The 16,265-nt window shown below is 73.5% G+C and carries 13 protein-coding genes; 7 read left to right on the top strand and 6 right to left on the bottom strand.

Going from position 1 to position 16,265, the window contains the following annotated elements; translation table 11 throughout:
• Nucleotides 1-659: 659 nt before the first annotated feature.
• Both C1701_RS03020 and C1701_RS03015 read right to left on the bottom strand, forming a co-directional pair.
• Nucleotides 660-1,493 carry a helix-turn-helix domain-containing protein gene (locus tag C1701_RS03020; protein WP_103055507.1) on the bottom strand — a complete coding sequence of 278 codons (834 nt, stop codon included), beginning with the start codon at nt 1,491-1,493 and terminating at the stop codon, nt 660-662.
• Nucleotides 1,494-1,827: 334 nt separating this feature from the next.
• Nucleotides 1,828-2,625: an enoyl-CoA hydratase/isomerase family protein gene (locus C1701_RS03015; RefSeq protein WP_016701606.1), complete on the bottom strand. Its 798-nt coding sequence runs from the start codon at nt 2,623-2,625 to the stop codon at nt 1,828-1,830.
• Nucleotides 2,626-2,690: 65 nt separating this feature from the next.
• Here C1701_RS03015 and paaZ point away from each other — a divergent pair, with 65 nt between their 5' ends.
• The 6 genes from paaZ to paaE all read left to right on the top strand — a co-directional run bounded on the left by paaZ (nt 2,691) and on the right by paaE (nt 8,868).
• On the top strand, nt 2,691-4,733 hold the full coding sequence (gene paaZ, locus C1701_RS03010) for a phenylacetic acid degradation bifunctional protein PaaZ (RefSeq protein ID WP_103055506.1): 2,043 nt from the start codon (nt 2,691-2,693) through the stop codon (nt 4,731-4,733).
• 46 nt (nt 4,734-4,779) lie between these two features.
• Nucleotides 4,780-5,805, top strand: coding sequence for a 1,2-phenylacetyl-CoA epoxidase subunit PaaA (paaA, locus tag C1701_RS03005; protein ID WP_248783958.1), 1,026 nt, complete (start codon nt 4,780-4,782; stop codon nt 5,803-5,805).
• A gap of 167 nt (nt 5,806-5,972) precedes the next feature.
• Nucleotides 5,973-6,230, top strand: coding sequence for a 1,2-phenylacetyl-CoA epoxidase subunit PaaB (gene paaB, locus C1701_RS27085; protein ID WP_026420707.1), 258 nt, complete (start codon nt 5,973-5,975; stop codon nt 6,228-6,230).
• A 7-nt stretch (nt 6,231-6,237) separates the two neighbouring features.
• Nucleotides 6,238-7,164, top strand: a complete 927-nt coding sequence (gene paaC, locus C1701_RS02995; protein ID WP_103055505.1) for a 1,2-phenylacetyl-CoA epoxidase subunit PaaC — start codon at nt 6,238-6,240, stop codon at nt 7,162-7,164.
• Nucleotides 7,158-7,673: a 1,2-phenylacetyl-CoA epoxidase subunit PaaD gene (gene paaD, locus C1701_RS02990; protein ID WP_337662110.1), complete on the top strand. Its 516-nt coding sequence runs from the start codon at nt 7,158-7,160 to the stop codon at nt 7,671-7,673. The genes paaC and paaD overlap by 7 nt, the downstream gene beginning before the upstream one ends.
• A 55-nt stretch (nt 7,674-7,728) precedes the next feature.
• Complete coding sequence (gene paaE, locus C1701_RS02985) at nt 7,729-8,868, top strand: 1,2-phenylacetyl-CoA epoxidase subunit PaaE (protein WP_103055504.1); 1,140 nt, start codon at nt 7,729-7,731, stop codon at nt 8,866-8,868.
• A gap of 549 nt (nt 8,869-9,417) precedes the next feature.
• On the opposite strand, the gene C1701_RS02980 is transcribed toward paaE, so the two are convergent.
• Entirely contained in the window at nt 9,418-10,029 is a 612-nt protein-coding gene (locus tag C1701_RS02980; protein ID WP_026420711.1) for a TetR/AcrR family transcriptional regulator, read from the bottom strand.
• 52 nt (nt 10,030-10,081) lie between these two features.
• On the opposite strand from C1701_RS02980, the gene C1701_RS02975 reads away from it, so the two are divergent.
• Nucleotides 10,082-11,077 (top strand): alpha/beta fold hydrolase, encoded by a 996-nt coding sequence (locus C1701_RS02975; RefSeq protein WP_030107014.1) that lies wholly within the window; start codon nt 10,082-10,084, stop codon nt 11,075-11,077.
• A 1,175-nt stretch (nt 11,078-12,252) separates the two neighbouring features.
• On the opposite strand, the gene C1701_RS02965 is transcribed toward C1701_RS02975, so the two are convergent.
• The 3 genes from C1701_RS02965 to C1701_RS02955 form a co-directional block, all read right to left on the bottom strand.
• A complete protein-coding gene (locus tag C1701_RS02965; protein ID WP_103055503.1) occupies nt 12,253-12,699 on the bottom strand; it encodes a hypothetical protein in 447 nt (148 codons plus the stop codon).
• 113 nt (nt 12,700-12,812) lie between these two features.
• Nucleotides 12,813-13,730, bottom strand: coding sequence for a hypothetical protein (locus C1701_RS02960; RefSeq protein WP_026420715.1), 918 nt, complete (start codon nt 13,728-13,730; stop codon nt 12,813-12,815).
• 564 nt (nt 13,731-14,294) lie between these two features.
• Nucleotides 14,295-16,256: a heparinase II/III domain-containing protein gene (locus C1701_RS02955; protein WP_337662109.1), complete on the bottom strand. Its 1,962-nt coding sequence runs from the start codon at nt 16,254-16,256 to the stop codon at nt 14,295-14,297.
• Between the last annotated feature and the right edge of the window lie 9 nt (nt 16,257-16,265).

The following is a 16,265-nucleotide window of genomic DNA, read 5'->3' as shown; positions in this document are numbered from 1 at the left end:
GGAACCACCACCCCGAGAAAGCTTCGGAACCGACGGCGTTCGGCTCGTGTTCGACACGTATTCGATCGCGTTCGACGGCCTTCGACCGGCCGGCTCCGGAACGCGCGCCCGTTCCCTCGCCGGCGTGGATGATCACGTAGCGGTAAGCGTTTGCCAAGTCGACTTGACCATTTCAACAACCAGCCACAGTGGTGTCAAGACAACAAACTGTCGGTATTTCTCGACAACTATTCCCCGTATCCGCTCGACGGGAGCCGGGATGAGCCCCGCCCCGGGGGACGCGGGTCGGTGGGCGCCGTCCCCCTGCCTGGGGCGGGGTCGTCGGAGGGGGACCCCGTCGCCGACGTCCGGTGTTGGCCGCTCGGCGCCGAGCTCCGTCGCGGTCGGTCCTGGTCGCGCCGTCCCCCGCTCCTCGGTGCTCTGGCGGGGACGCGGCCGCCGGGCCGGCCCGTCCACCCGGGCCTCCCGCACGGAGGGCGCGTGGAGACCCCGTCGGCGCCGCCTCTTCCGCCACGCCAGGACCGCCCCCCGGTCTCGGGGAGGTCGAGGAGGGGCCGCCCACGGCCGCCCGATCCCGGTCACGTCCGCCTGTCCGAACCCGACCGGGAACGCCTGCCGCGCGGCCGGCGCGGGAATTCCCGACGGTCTTCCTTTGTGCGCTATCCGTTCGCCCGCAGAATGTCCAGAATCGCGTCGCGGCTGCTCTCGGGATCGAGCGCGGCCGCGCGCAGATCCTCGAATGCGGACTGAAATCGCCGGACTTCCGGCTCGTCCTCCAGAAAGAGGGAGCCGCCGACGTTGTCGAGTAGGACGGCCTGGTCCACACCGGTGGCGCCGACGGCGGTCAGCAGGCTGAACGACCCGCTGTGCGAGGCGTGGGCTCCCCCGGAGAAAGGCAGGACCCGCAGGGTCACCGTCTCCGGGAGCCGGGTCAGGCTCGCCAACTGCTCGCGCCAGACGCGGTCGCCGCCCACCCGCCGCCGCAGGGCTCCCTCGTCGACGACCACCGACAGCCTCAGCCGCCCCATCCGTTCCCGCCGGGCCATCCGCAGCCGCAGCCGCTGTTCGGCCAGGTCGGGTCCGGGTCGGGGGATCCACGACTCGATCACGGCCCGCGCGTAGTCGGGTGTCTGGAGCAGGCCGGGCACGAGGTCGATCTCCCAGGCGTGCAGGTCGGTGGCGGTTTCCTCCAACTCCAGGTAGTCCAGGAAGGTGTCCGGCACGGCGGCCCCGAAGGGCTGCCACCAGCATCGCTCCCGCTGTCGCCCCGCGAGGTCGAGCAACCAGCCGCGCTCGTCGTCGGTGCTGTCGTAGAGGTGGCTGAGCCGTTCGATGTCGGCGAGTGAGCTCTCGGTCCGGCCGGACTCCCGGCCGCTCGTGTCCGATCTGGTCCAACCCATCGAGGCTGCCACGGTATCGATGTCAATTCCCGCGCGGTCGCGCAGCCGGGCGAGTGCGGAACCGAGTCGGCGCTGCCTGAGGGTGGGTCTCATGCGCCCGACGATAGCGGTGGCCTCGGGGCGTCAAACTAGATCGAACGGGCGTACCGACACCTCGTTAACCCGTCAGATTTCCCTTATCCGGAATCGGTAGGAGCTCGCCTGGTTCGGTGACGGCGTGACGGCTGAATGCGCGCTGTTACGGGCAGGTTACCGCCGCGGCTCCCGATTTCCCTCGGTCACGGTGGGTCGGCGTTCCGCGTCCTCCCTCGGCAGGGCGGGCGGTGGTCCGGGAGTGTGGAGGGGACGGGTCACGCGGCGGCGGTGGGACCCCGCCCTCGGGTCGCTCGATTGACCGGAACCGGTGCCGGCCGGTCCCGGCCGCGTCTCACTGGCCGGTGAACGTGGTCGGCTGGCGGCGGGTGAAGCTGTCGGTGGCGCGGCGGTGGTCCTCGGTGGCGCCGGCTCGCGCCTGCGCCTCGGCCTCGCGGTGCAGTGTCTCGTCCAGGGTGGAACCCCAGGACGCGGCGATGGCGAGCTTCGCCTCGGCGAAGGCGCGCGTCGGGCCCTGCGCTAATCGTCCGGCCAGCGCCTCCGTCGTCTCGGCGAGCTGCTCCGGGGCCACGACCTGGGCGAGCATGCCCCAGTCGGCGGCCTGTTCGGCGGTGAACGGCTCTCCGAGCAGCACGAGCTGGCTGGCCCTCGCCGACCCGATGGCCCGGGCGAGGCTGGCGCTGACCCCGGAGTCACAGGTCAGGCCGATGCCGGTGAAGGCGGTGCGGAAGCGGGCGTCGGACACGGCGATCCGCAGGTCGCAGGCGAGGGCGAAGCCCAGGCCGGCTCCGGCGCAACTGCCGTTGATCGAGGCGAGCACGGGTTTGGGCATCGTCGCGAGCCCGTGGACGATCGGGTTGTAGTGCGCGGAGACGGTGTCGAACGCCTCGTCGGGGCGCGTCCGCAGGGTCTCCGCGTGCTCGGCGAGGTCCTGCCCCACGCAGAACGCCGGACCGTTGCCGGTGAGCACGACGGCACGCACCGCCTCGTCGGAACCCACCCTCCTGACCGCCGCCACCAGCTCCCGCTTCAGCTCGGTGGTCAGCGCGTTTCCCCGTTCTGGCCTGTTCAGGGTGATCGTGGCGACCGATTCCCTGATGTGGACGAGTACTTGCGTCCCACGGTCAGTCATGCTGCCATACAGTACTAAACGAATGGTCGGTAAGTTAAGGGTGAAAATCGGGAGGGCGGTGTCGGATGCGTCCGCTGCGCAGCCACGTCAACGGCGACTGGTTCACTCCGACGGATGAGGGAAAACCGCTGCTCGACGCCGTCACCGGTGAGCGGATCGCGACCATCACCTCCGCCGGCGTCGACATGGGCTCGGCCCTGTCCTACGGGCGACGCGTCGGCGGTCCCGCCCTGCGGGAGCTGACCTTCCACCAGCGCGCCGCCCTGCTCAAGGCCCTCGCCGGGCACCTGAGGGAACACCGCTCCGAGCTCCACGCGCTGTCCGCCCGCACCGGCGCCACCCGGTTCGACGCCCGCTTCGACGTCGACGGCGGGATCGGCGTGCTCTTCACCTACGGCAGCAAGGGGCGGCGGGAACTGCCCAACGACACCGTCTACGTGGACGGGCCGCCGGAACGCCTCAGCCGGGACGGCGGGTTCCTGGGACAACACCTGTGCACCCCCCTGCACGGGGTGGCCGTGCAGATCAACGCCTTCAACTTCCCCGTGTGGGGGCCGCTGGAGAAACTGGCCCCCGCCTTCCTCGCCGGCGTGCCCACCCTCGTCAAACCCGCCAGCCAGACCGCCTACCTCACCGAACGCCTGGTCGAACTGGTCCTGGACTCCGGTCTGCTGCCGCCAGGGTCGCTCCAACTGGTGTGTGGCGGGGCCGGCGACCTCCTCGACCACCTCACCGAACAGGACCTGTTGGCCTTCACCGGCTCGGCGGCCACCGCCCGCCGGCTGCGGTCCCACCCGGCGGTGGTCGGGCGCGCCGTCCGGTTCAGCGCGGAGGCGGACTCGCTGAACTGCTCGGTCCTCGGACCCGACGCCCACGAGGACACCCCCGAGTTCGCCGTCTTCGTCGACCAACTGGTCACGGAGATGACCGTCAAGGCCGGCCAGAAGTGCACCGCCATCCGCCGCGCCCTGGTGCCCGCCCACCGGATGGACCAGGTGGCCGCCGCCGTCGCGGCGCGGCTCGCCGAGGTCACCGTCGGCAACCCCGCCCACCAGGACACCCGGATGGGCGCGCTGGCCAGCCTGGAACAGCGGGAGGAGGTCCGCCGCTCCCTCAAGGCGTTGCTGGCCACCGCCACCCCCGTCTTCGGTGACCCCGAGCGGGTGGACCCGCTCGACGCCGACCCGCTGCGGGGCGCGTTCCTCTCCCCGGTCCTGCTGCGCGCCGACGACCCCGACGCCGCCCCGGTCCACGAGGTGGAGGCCTTCGGTCCGGTCAGCACCCTGCTGCCGTACCGCGACGCCGACCACGCCATCGACCTCGCCGCCCGGGGCCTGGGCAGCCTGGCCGGTTCCGTGGTCACCGCGGACACCGACTTCGCCCGCCGGGTGGTGCTGGGCCTGGCCCCCTGGCACGGCCGGCTGCTGGTGGTCGACGGGAACACCGCCACCGAGTCCACCGGCCACGGGTCGCCGATGCCGGCCCTGGTGCACGGCGGCCCGGGCCGCGCCGGCGGCGGTGAGGAACTGGGGGGCATCCGCAGCGTGCTGCACCACATGCAGCGCACCGCCGTGCAGGGCGGCCCGGGGGTGCTCACCGCCGTGGCCAACCGCTGGATGCCCGGTGCGCCCCGCACCGTCGACGACGTCCACCCGTTCCGCCGGCACCTGGAGGACCTGCGGGTGGGCGACAGCGTTGTCGCCGGGCCCCGCACGGTCACCCTCGAGGACGTCGAGCACTTCGCCGAGTTCACCGGCGACACGTTCTACGCCCACACCGACGAGGAAGCGGCCAGCGCCAACCCGTTCTTCGAGGGGCGGGTCGCGCACGGCTACCTGGTGGTGTCGCTGGCGGCGGGCCTGTTCGTCGACCCGGCGCCCGGGCCCGTCCTGGCCAACTACGGCCTGGAGGGCCTGCGGTTCCTCACCCCCACCTACCCCGGCGACGCCCTCACCGTGACGCTCACCGCCAAGCAGATCACGCCCCGGGTGGACGCCGACCACGGCGAGGTGCGGTGGGACGCCGACGTCACCAACCAGCACGGCGAGTCGGTGGCCCGGTACGACGTGCTCACCCTCGTGGCGAAGAAGCCGGGCGAGGCGGGCTGACCGCCACCCGGGAGGACCAACGGCCGTGCCCTCGGCCGAGGAGGTGATGACGGTGACGGACCGGAGGACCGGGCACGGCCCGGACGGGGCGCGCCGCCCACCCGAAGCGACCCTGGCCGACGAGACCGAGGCCCAGGCCCGGTTCGAACGCCTGATCGCCGAGGACCAACGCATCGAACCCCGGGACTGGATGCCCGAGGCCTACCGCGCCACCCTGATCAGACAGGTGGCCCAGCACGCGCACTCCGAGATCATCGGCATGCAACCGGAGGGGGCCTGGCTGACCCGCGCCCCCTCGCTCCGACGCAAGGCCATCCTGCTGGCCAAGGTCCAGGACGAGGCCGGGCACGGCCTGTACCTGTACTCGGCCTGCGAGACGCTGGGCGCGGACCGCGCCGACCTGACCGAGAAACTGGTGACCGGCCGGCAGAAGTACTCGTCGATCTTCAACTACCCGACGTTGTCCTTCGCCGACGTCGGAGTCATCGGCTGGCTGGTCGACGGCGCCGCGATCTGCAACCAGGTGCCGTTGTGCCGCAGCTCCTACGGCCCCTACGCCCGCGCCATGATCCGCATCTGCAAGGAGGAGTCCTTCCACCAACGGCAGGGCTACGAGTTGCTGATGACCATGATGGGCGGTACCGAGGAGCAACGCGCCCAGGTGCGGGACGCCGTGGACCGCTGGTGGTGGCCCAGCCTGATGATGTTCGGGCCGCCCGACGCCGAGTCGCCCAACACGGCCCGCTCGATGGCCTGGCGGATCAAGCGGCACACCAACGACGAGCTGCGGCAGCGGTTCGTCGACATCACGGTGCCCCAGGCCGAGGCGCTGGGTGTCAGCCTCCCCGACCCGGACCTGCGGTGGAACGCCGAGCGCGGGCACTACGACCACGGGCCGATCGACTGGGACGAGCTCTCCCGCGTCATCCGGGGTGACGGGCCGTGCAACGCCGAACGGATCGCCACGCGACGGGCCGCCCACCGCGACGGCGAGTGGGTGCGGCGGGCGGCGTCCGCGCACGCGGCGAAGCGGGCGGCCCGGGACGCGGTCGGGGCGGGGGTGGCCGGGTGACCACCACCGGAGGCGCACCCGACGCCAGGTCCGGCCCCTCGACCGGACCGGACCGGTCGGCGAGCCCGACCGGGGACGACCACGCCCGGACCCCGGGAGTTGGCACCGCCGGCGCCGACAGTGGACGAGCCGGGCGGGACCCCCGCGCGGAATGGCCGCTCTACGAGGTGTTCCTGCGCGGTCGGCGCGGCCTGAACCACGTCCACGTCGGGTCGCTGCGCGCGGCCGAGGACACGATGGCCCTCCGCAACGCCCGCGATCTCTACACCCGCCGCAACGAGGGGGTGAGCATCTGGGTGGTCCGGTCGGACGCCATCGCCGCGTCCAGCCCGGACGAACGGGACCCGTTCTTCGCGCCCAGCGCCGACAAGGTGTACCGGCACCCCACGTTCTACGCGATCCCCGACGACGTCCCCCATCTGTGAGGTCCCGATGGCCTTCGACAACGCCTACGAGGCGCTCACCGAGGACGCCGGGGGACTGGGGGACCGGTGGGCCCACGGCACCGGCTTCCAGGACGCGCTGTCCGGAGTGGACGACACCGTTCCCGCCGGTGTGGACCGGCCCGCCGCCGCCCGCCACGTCCTCGGTCTCGCCGACGACGCCCTGGTGATGGCGCACCGGCTCAGCGAGTGGTGCACCCACGCGCCGGAACTGGAGGAGGAGGTCGCGCTGGCCAACATCGCCCTCGACCTGCTCGGGCAGGCCCGGTCGTTGCTGGCCAGGGCCGCCCAGCTCGACCCGGGACTGCGGCCGGCCGGGGTGCCCGGCCACGTACCGGACGAGGACGCCCTGGCGTTCTTCCGGCCAGCCGAGGACTACCGCAACGTGCGCCTGGTCGAGGCCCCCCACGGGGACTTCGGGCACCTGGTGGCCCGCCTGCTGGTCTTCTCGACCTGGCGGTTGGCCCTGTTGGACCGGCTCAGCGGTTCCCGCGACCCGGTCGTGGCGGCGGTGGCGGCCAAGGCCGTGCCCGAGGTCGCCTACCACCGGGACCACGCGGCGGGGTGGGCCGTGCGGCTCGGGGACGGCACCGACGAGTCCCATCGCAGGGTGGCCGAGGGGCTGGTCGAGGTGTGGCCGTTGGTCGAGGAACTGTTCGCCACCACCGACGCGGAGCGGACCGCCGTCGCCGACGGGACGGGGGTCGACCCCGCCACCACCCGGGCGGAGTTCGCGGACGTGCTCAGCCGGGTGTGCGACCAGGCGACCCTGGACCCGCCCGGCATGGACGACCGGGGGGCCGGGGACGCCCCGGCCGTCCCCTGGGGTCGGACGGGGCGGCACACGGCGGCGTTGCGGGACCTGCTGGCGGAGATGCAGAGCGTGGCCCGCGCGCACCCCGAGGGGCGGTGGTGACGGTGCCCAGCCCGGAACTCGACCGGGCCCGCGCGGCCGCCGGGGCGGTCGTCGACCCGGAGCTGCCCATGCTGACCCTCGTCGACCTGGGGGTGCTGCGCTCGGTCGAGATCGAGCCGCCCACCCGGGTGGTGGTGACGGTGACCCCCACCTACTCGGGCTGTCCGGCGCTGGTCGAGATGCGCGCCGACCTGGTGGCCGCGCTGCACCGGGCGGGTTTCCCCGACGTCGACATCCGCACCGCCCTCGCCCCGCCCTGGTCGAGCGACTGGATCACGCCGGAGGGCCGGGCCGCGCTCCGCGAACACGGCATCGCGCCACCGGGCCCGGCGCCCCGCCGGGGGACGGGTCCGGTACCGCTGCGCCTGGACCCCCCGCCGGCCGCGCGCTGCCCGCGCTGCGACTCGCCCGACACCGACCAGCTGGCAGCCTTCGGCGCGACGGCGTGCCGGGCGTTGCGCCGCTGCCGGGGGTGCGGGGAGCCCTTCGAGCAGGTGAGGGAACTGTGACCGCGCGGAGGGCGACGAGTGCCGGACCGCGCCGCACCGCCCTGGGAGGACCGCGATGACACCCCGTGCTCCGGACGCGACCAGCGACCCCGCCGGGGCCGGGGCCGGCGCCGCCGGGAGGGGCGGCCGGCCGCGACCCACCTTCCGCCCGCTGCGGGTTGCCTCGGTGCGGCGGCTGTGCTCCGACGCGGTGGAGATCGGTTTCGAGGTGCCGCCCGAGTACGCCGCCGAGTTCCGGTTCCGCCCGGGCCAGGCGCTCACCCTGCGGCGGCGGGAGGGCGAGCTCGACGAGCGGCGCAGCTACTCGCTGTGCGGCCCGGCTGGCAGCGCGCCGCGCATCGGCGTGCGCGAGGTGCCAGACGGCCTGGTCTCGCGGTGGCTGAACCGGGAGGTCGCCATCGGGGACGTGGTGGAGGCGCTGCCGCCGACGGGACGGTTCGCGTTGGGCGAGGACGTCTCCGGCCACCACGTGCTCGTCGCCGCCGGGTCCGGCATCACCCCGCTGCTGTCCATCGCGGCCACCGTCCTCTCCGGCGACCCGACGTCCCGGGTGACCCTCGTCTACGGGAACCGGCACACCGGGTCGGTGATGTTCGCCGAGGACCTGGCCGACCTGAAGGACCGGTACCCGGCCAGGACGCAGCTGCTGCACGTGCTCTCCCGGGAACCCCGGGAGGCGGAGCTGACCTCGGGACGGGTCGACGGCGCGAAGGTGGAGCTGCTGTTGTCCGAGGTGGTGCCCCCGGAGACGGTGGACCACTGGTGGCTGTGCGGGCCGTGGGACATGGTCGAGGTGGTGCGCACGGCGCTGGCCGACCACGGGGTGCCGGCGGCCCGGGTGCACCGGGAGCTGTTCCACGTCGAGGACGAGGCCCCGCCGGTGCGGCGCCACCAGGACGGCTCCGCGCCGACGGGCCCGGTCACCCGGGTCCGCCTGCTGCTCGACGGTCGGACCACCAGCCTCACGGTGCCCCGGGACGTGCCAGTCCTCGACGCGGCGCAGCCGGCCCGACCGGACCTGCCCTTCGCCTGCAGGGGAGGGGTGTGCGGCACCTGCCGGGCCAGGGTCGTCTCCGGGGAGGTGCGGATGCGCCGGAACTTCGCCCTCGAACCGTCCGAGGTGGACGCCGGGTTCGTGCTCACCTGCCAGTCCCTGCCGACGACGGAGGAGCTGGAGATCGACTACGACGGGTGATCCGGGGCTCGACCGGGTGTCCCCGGCCCCCAACCGCTTCCCGCCGGAGCCGAGGCCTGATCGCGGCCAGGAGTCGTGTCTCGGGAGCGGCCCCTGCCGCCTCGCCCGGGAGCCGCCCCAGGGGCCTCGCCCCGGCTGCCGACGGCGGTCCGGAGCGACGAGCGGACCGTCATCCGGTCGGGCCGCCCGCCCCGGCTCACGACACCCGGAGCCACCTCGGCACCACGCGGCGGGTCGCGCAGTCCGCCGCGTCCCCTTCCGCCCGGCGAGGGAGTCCCCAGGAGGTCGACCATGCCGGCCGCATGCTCCGCGCGGCGGCCGGTTCGATGAGCCGACGGCCGTGGGTGGCCCGCCGCCGTGTCCCTGGGCCCGCGATTCCGCCGTGCCCACCTCGGCCGTGACCATCCCCGCGCGCCCTGCCCCTTCGGTCGTCCACCGGGACCGGTGGGCCCGCCTGGGGCGCGGTCGGGTGGGGAGGCGGGGGCGGCTCGGAGCGCCTCCGCGGTGTCCGCTGGTGCGGAGCCCGTCGCCGGTGCGTCCCCCTTCCTGTCACGCGAACAGCGTGCGGTCCACCATCGCGACCAGCAGGTCAGCCGCCGCTCCGGTGTCGTAGCCGTCGTCGGCGAGTCGTTCGGCGACGATGGCGTCGACGGCGCCCCCGATGGTGATCGCCAGTGTGCGCAGGTCCAGCTCCGAGGTGACGCCGCGTGCCTGCCGCGCGGCCGCCAGCAGCGACGCGAGCGGCCGCCACCGGAGGCTGGGGTCGTAGTCCCCGTCCCCGCCGCCCTGGGTCATCGCTTCGACGATCATCCGGGTGTGCCGGGGGTGTTCCCGGAGGTGGCCGATCATCGCCCGCACGTAGGCGGCGGGGCCGCCCTCGGGGGGAACGGCCTCGACGGCCTCGGCGACGTGGCCGGTCAGCGCGGTCAGCACGTGTTCGTGGGCGGCGCTCACCACGGCGTCCTTCGACGGGAAGTGGTAGAGCACGGCGGCCTTGGTGATGCCCGCGCCCTCGGCGATCCGGGACAGCGAGGTCCCGGCATACCCCCGCTCGGCCACCAGGCCGATGGTGACCTCGACCAACTGGGTGCGGCGGGCCTGCTCGGTGAGGGTGAGCTGACGGGGTCGGGACGTGTCCTGGTCACGGGGTGATTTGGCCATGCCCTCAGCTTACCGTACGGTAGAAGAATCTACCGATCGGTTAGGAGGCCTTGTGGACGACACCACACCGACCCCATCCCCCACCCGAACCCGGCGCCGCCGCTGGCCCATCGTGCTCGGCGTGATCGCGGCGTTGTTCCTGGTCATCGGGTTCGTCTCCCGCACGCCCTCCCCCGTCGGGCACTGGACCAGCGCCGAGGGCCGGGACGAGTTCCACGACACGTACCGGACCGCGATGGCCGACCTGCCCGTCCCGGACGCCACCCTTGACGTCCGCACCGACTACGGGATCGTGCGGGCGTACCGGTTCGAGGGGGAGGCCGACCGCGCCGAGCCCCTCGTGCTCCTGCCCGGGCGGGCCTCCGCGTCCCCGGTGTGGGCGGACAACCTGCCCCACCTGCTGCGGGTCGGCGACGTCTACACCCTCGACCTGCTCGGCGAACCGGGCATGAGCGTGCAGGACCGCCCGATCGTCGATGACGACGACCAGGCTGACTGGCTGCACCAGACCCTCGACGGGCTCCCGGAGAGCGAGTTCCACCTGGTCGGCCTCTCCATCGGCGGCTGGACCGCGGCGAACCTCGCCACCCGCCAGCCCGAGGGGATCGCCAGCCTCACCCTCGTCGAGCCGGTGTTCGTCTTCGACGACATGCCCCTGGGCACCATCGTGCGGTCCCTGCCCGCCTCCCTGCCCTGGCTGCCCAAGTCCTGGCGGGACGGGTTCAACTCGTACACGGCCGGCGGGGCGCCCGTCGAGGACGTGCCGGTCGCCCGGATGATCGAGGCCGGGATGGCGCACTACAGCCTGCGGCTCCCGCAGCCCAGCCGGCTCAGCGAGGAGGCGCTGTCCGGGCTGGACATGCCCGTGCTGGCCGTCATCGCCGGGGAGTCGGTCATGCTCGACTCCGCCGCTGCCGTCGAGGTCGCCGAACGCGCGCTGCCGGAGGGCACCGTCCGCCTCTACCCGGACGCCTCGCACGCCATCAACGGTGAACACCCCGACGAGCTCGCCGAGGACATCGCCGGGTTCCTCGACGCGCAGGAGTAGCCATCGTGCGGGGCGTCCTCGACGCGGTTCGCAACCGCCGTCGTGGCCCCCGCCCGGGAAGCGGCGCCAGCGGGCGGGGCGGCGGAGCGAGGACGCCATTGCCAGCGACTCCATCGCCAGGGACGCCGGGCGAGCGTCACCCGCCAGGGCGCATCGGCCCTCCGGGCACCGGAGGGCCCCTGGGTGGCGGAGGCCCGGTGCCGGCGCGCGGGACGAACCCCGACGTCGAGCCAAGAGGCGCTCGGCGCGGGTGGATCCCCTCGCGCTCGACGGCCTGCCCACCCGGCGGCCGCGCACCGGAGACGCTTCTCCACGCGCGGGATGACTTCCCGTCCCGGTCCGTGACCGGATGCCAGCGTTGGTCACGGTATGTGGGAGTTCGAGGTCGTGGAGGTGGTCGCCGGCGCCCGTCGCCGGGGTGGTGGCCCAGTGCGGGCGGCCCTGGGGGGCGTTGAGGAAGCCAGGCGGGGCCTGGCGGCGGCCGTTGGCCCCGCGCCGACGCAGCCGGCGCGCCGTGAGGCCGCGGGGAGCGGAGCGCGGAATTCGACGCGGTGATGCTGGCCGAGTTCGTTCCGGCGCTGAACGAGCACGGCGTCCCCGCGAGCGGGACCACGGAGAACGCCGGGAAGCTGGCGGCGCGCCTCGTGCGTACGGCACGGTTGATCCCGGGGACTCTTGGAAGGGAGTCCGAGGAGAACGGGCGCGGAGTCGACGTCGGCGATATCGCGTGGTCCGCGTGAGCTGATGTGGACGACGCACCGGCCAGGTGCGGCGCTGGCCGGGGTTCGTTGGCTGCTGATCGCGGGCGGCCGGAGCTCACAGCCGTGACGAACGCCGCGAACCTGTCGCGGTCGTCGACCAGTGTGCCGCCCACTCGGTCCGGTCACGGTCACACGCCGTGCGCGGTTGATCCACGTCGGCTGGCCTCCCACGCGGGTGGGCGCACCTCCACCGGAGCGGCCACCCCGTCATCGTCCAGCGGGTGCGGGCGGTCGGGGGTGCAGGGGTTCGGGGTGAGGTGTCGTTCGGGTCCGGCTGGTAGGCGCGGCACGCCCCGCTCGCGGGCCGCGACGAGGAGCGGACGGCCAAGGGAACCGGCGAGCGCGCTCGGTCATGCTGCCCGGTCCACGAGCCACTTCGCCATCGCGAGCGCATCCCAGCCGGACGTGGGCCGCTCATCGCGGGAAGTCGGAGCCAGGATCCTCCTCGCTGGCGAGGCTCCCTTCGACGAGTCGGATCTCCTGCTCGGTCAGCGCGCGCGTGCTCCGCTCGGCGAGCCAGCGTTCGAGTTCCCGGCCGGGATCGAGTGACACCCGGACCCCGCCGTCGGCGCCCCGCGCGACGACGAGGCCCCCGCCGACCGCGTACTCCACGATGGACGACCCGGCCACCGTGGGCTCGTCTCCCGCGTCCCCGACCTCCCACGCCCCGGCGTCCGAGGATCCGTCGCTGCTGGCCGGGCGCAACCGGAACCCCTGGTAGCCCAGCCCGCCGGGGGGCGCCGACCGGTCGGGAACCGCGACCAGGGCCCCGAGCCGCCGGCTCGCCTCCTCCCGCTCGGCGCCGCGCAACCGGAAGACCGGGTTGGGACGGCCGCTGTAGAGGGCCACCTCCACGTCCATGCCCGTCATCCTCCCGCTCGGTGACACCGGAACGGGCGGGGCGGGTGCCCACCTCGACGGTGCGTCAGTGCCCGCCCCGCCCGCCGTGTGACGCGGTCAGACGCGGTCGGTGGTCAGCGGATGCGCTGCCGCTGGGTGTGGCAGCCGTAGAAGTAGCCGCAGAACTGGGTGTACGGGCCCCGGTCGCAGGTCTCGGGGTTGTTGATCACCCGGTTGCTGTTGTCCACGTTCCTGGCCGCGGTGCTGCCTGGCTTGTGCGCCCAGTACCCCTCCGACTGGAGGCGGTACCAGTGGAAGTCGGTGTTGGGCCAGATCACCAGGGCGACCAGGTGGCGCGGCCACTCGCTGTCCGGGAAGCAGTCGTAGCGGCGGTGCATGCCGTCGCACAACGCGCCTCGGCCGACCTCGGCGCAGGTCAGGGCCGTGTACTGGTTCCCGCACCCGCGTCCGGGTTGCGCGAAGGTGTTGTTGCGCCAGTTGCTGGCGTAGTTGTAGCAGTTGTTGTGCAGGCGGGTGTTCTGGTCGTCGTTCCAGAAGCCCGGGTTGAACGGGGTGACGTCGTAGTAGCAGGTGGCGGCGGCGGTGAACGATTCGCTCGTCTCCTGCCCGCCCTCCTGGATGCTCGCCCCGCTGCGGGAGCCTTCCTCGGTCGCCGTGGTCAACTGCGTGGTCAGGAACGGCCGCAGCGGTTCGGGCAGGCTGACGCCCTCCTCGGTGTCCAGGCTGGTGTCCACCCGGTCCAACAGGCCGATCAACCGCTCGGCCAGTTCGGCGGCACGAGGGCCCCTGGCCTCCCGGCCCACGGGGAGATAGGTGGTCGAGCCGAGACGGAGGTCCGGGGCGGCCTCGTCGCTGAGTGACTCGACCAGCAGGCCACGGAACCCGACACCGGCGCGGGCCGGCGCGTCCTCCGTGAGCAGTTCGGAGCCCTCCGAGAGGGCGCGCAACGTGTTCCGTGCCGTCCGTTCCTCACCGACCGTCCACACCGGGTTCTGACGTCCGGAGAAGACGTCCGCGGTAATGCGCAACATGGGATACCACTCCTTGTCCGTGTGGTTTCCCCAGCCCGGCGGTGATGTGCGGTGGTGCGCGGCGCATGCGGGAATCCAGTTCGGCGGTCGCCATCGCCGGGAACGTCGCCGTGCCTCTCGGGCGCGACCAGTTCCGGGACTACTCGGATCCTCGGGGCGGCGGTGCCGCATCCGACAGGGGCCGCGGCATCCGCCGCGTCGTCCCCGTGCGCGTCCACGCACGGTTCCTCCGGACACTGTCCAGCCTTCGGGCCGCTGGTCGAGGAATTGCTCGTGCGCCTCGTTTCGGGTGATCGCGGTGCCCCGTGAACCGCTTCCCGGGCGGCGTGCTCCTGCTCGTGGGCCGGGTGTTCTGTTCTCCTCGCTCGTAACGTCGACCCGCGCGTGCTGTGAAATGGGGGACGTCACAATCGAGCCTACGAGCGCGTTCCGTGTCGCGCAGTGTCGATCAGGCCGGCGGGGACACGTATTTCTGGTGCCGATTTCACCGTTCTGACCACGCGACAACCGGGACGACCGCGCGTCGTTCTCGTCGTCCCGAGGCCCTGCCTGGCGGTCCCGCCGTCACCGGGGGGTTCCTGCCCGGTCGACAACGACGGTGAATTCCACCGGCAGGTCGTGGATTCCCGGGGGCAGCGTCGTCGTCAGGTGGAGTCGGCGCGCCACTCCGGGAGATCCGTCGTGTTCGACGGTCCGCACCTCGTCGTCGTCGACGGTCCACGACCGGCCCGGGGGCACCCGCAATCCGACGCGCCCGTGCCGGCCTCGCCAGTGGGCCGGCTCGGTGGGATCCGTTCCCGTGCGCACCCGGTGCCTGCTGACGAAGGTCTCCGTCACCGCGCAGTCGCCGGCCACCTCGACGGTGTCGGTGAGCAGCAGCCGCCCGCCGTCCTCGGTGTGCCGCCAGTCGAGGTCCCGGTGCAGGGCCAGCAGCGCCGGGTGGTCGTAGGCGCTGGTCAGGTCGAGGGTGAGGCGCACGCCGTCCCGGCGTTGCTCGTGGTGGAGGACCACCGCGTGTCGTTCGGCTCCCGGTAGCTGCCCGGTGCCGTCGAGGAGGGGCACCGAGTGGCCCTCGGAGGAGGCGTGCAGCACCCGGTAACGGCCGGGGCCGAAGTAGTCCCGCGTGTACTCGGGGGAGCCGAGGTCGGCCAGCAGCGACTCGCCCCCGACGTGCAGCAGGAAGTGGCCGAGGTCGTTGTGGTTGTGCGGCTCGTCGTTGTGACCGCCCTTCGCGGCGAAGGCCACCGGGACGCCCAGCACCGGGCGCCGGTCGGTGATCCACTGCGCGGCCGGCAGGAACCAGGTGCCCGCCTCCGTCACGACCGGTCCCGGCGCGCCGGTGGTCTCCCCGGTGGCCCGGCCCGGTACCTCGCCCGCGTCGCCGCGCCCACCGCCCTCCCGGCCGGTCTCCGTCGTCCTCTCGGGCGGGTCCCCGCAGGCGTCGTCGGGCACCACCGCGCCGTCGGTGGTGGGGCCGCTGGTCGCCGCGGCGGGGCCACCTCCCCGGGTGGTCGCCGGGTGGCCGGCCGGACCGGCGAAGGCTTCGTCGGTCGCCCAGCACAGCGTTCGGGTCAGGGGGGCCCACCGGTAGCAGGGGTCGTCCTCGAGTCGTGGCGGCGTGGTCAGTGGCGGTAACGACCGCGCCACTCGCCGCTGGCGGAGCCGGCAGAGCAGGCCGGCCGGTAGCGCCGGTTCCTCCGGGCTGTCGGCGAAGTTGGCGAAGTGCCCGCCGCCGAGCCAGGCGGCCGCCGGGAACTCGGCGATCCGGCGGACGTGGTCGCCGTGGGCACCGGTGAGCAGGTCCTGGCCGGTGTGGTCCCGCAGCGTCTCCGCGAAGTACACGAAGTAGCCGAACCCGTAGGACCAGTAGCCCACCCCCTCGGTGCACGCCCCGTCGGCACCGAAGCCGGACAGGAACACCTCCTGGGCGCGGGTCGCTCGGGCCAGCAGGGCGGCCCGTTCCCGCTCGTCGTCCAGGAGCGCAAGGGCGGTCATGCCGACCGCGCCCCCGCAGACGGCCGACCAGTTGTGGCGCCAGGACTCCCACGGTTGGGACCGGGGTTCCAACATCGGTTCCACGACGCGGCGGCGGATCTCGGCGTGGGCGCGGGCGGTGACCTCCGGGTGCAGGGCGGGGGACAGCAGCCTGGTGACCTCGGCCAGCGCGTGCGCGGTCTCCGCCGCGAAGAGGTCGACGCACCGGGTGTGGGCGGCGGGGCCGTCGTCCGGGGCGAGGTGGGCGGGCAGCGCCCAGGTGTGCTCGTCGCACACCGCCCACACCAGGTCGTTGAGGGCGGTGGCCTGCTCGGGGCGTTCGTCGACGAGCACGGTCAGTGCCAGCGCGGCGAGCTGGCGGCGGCGGGCGAAGTAGGGCCGTTCGTACCCCAGGCGGTCGCCGCGTTCCCGGAAGGCGGCGAACTCCCGGAACCGCAGCGGCGGGGGGCCGTCGCGGACCGCGTCCTCGGCGGCGGCGCGGAGGTCCGCCCACAGCGGGGCGAACCGGTCGGCGGTGGCCGAGGCGCGCACCGCCGCGCG

Source organism: Actinoalloteichus sp. AHMU CJ021 (assembly GCF_002895405.1).
In the GTDB taxonomy this organism is placed as follows: Bacteria; Actinomycetota; Actinomycetes; order Mycobacteriales; family Pseudonocardiaceae; genus Actinoalloteichus_B; species Actinoalloteichus_B caeruleus.
This window is presented reverse-complemented; position numbering and strand designations above follow the sequence as displayed.

Coding starts and splice junctions, on each gene's coding strand:
- C1701_RS02980 (WP_026420711.1), bottom strand. CDS start 10,029: ATGGCCAAATCACCCCGTGACCAGGACACGTCCCGACCCCGTCAGCTC.
- paaE (WP_103055504.1), top strand. CDS start 7,729: ATGACACCCCGTGCTCCGGACGCGACCAGCGACCCCGCCGGGGCCGGG.
- C1701_RS03020 (WP_103055507.1), bottom strand. CDS start 1,493: ATGAGACCCACCCTCAGGCAGCGCCGACTCGGTTCCGCACTCGCCCGG.
- C1701_RS02965 (WP_103055503.1), bottom strand. CDS start 12,699: ATGGACGTGGAGGTGGCCCTCTACAGCGGCCGTCCCAACCCGGTCTTC.
- C1701_RS03015 (WP_016701606.1), bottom strand. CDS start 2,625: ATGACTGACCGTGGGACGCAAGTACTCGTCCACATCAGGGAATCGGTC.
- paaA (WP_248783958.1), top strand. CDS start 4,780: ATGACGGTGACGGACCGGAGGACCGGGCACGGCCCGGACGGGGCGCGC.
- paaZ (WP_103055506.1), top strand. CDS start 2,691: ATGCGTCCGCTGCGCAGCCACGTCAACGGCGACTGGTTCACTCCGACG.
- paaC (WP_103055505.1), top strand. CDS start 6,238: ATGGCCTTCGACAACGCCTACGAGGCGCTCACCGAGGACGCCGGGGGA.
- C1701_RS02960 (WP_026420715.1), bottom strand. CDS start 13,730: ATGTTGCGCATTACCGCGGACGTCTTCTCCGGACGTCAGAACCCGGTG.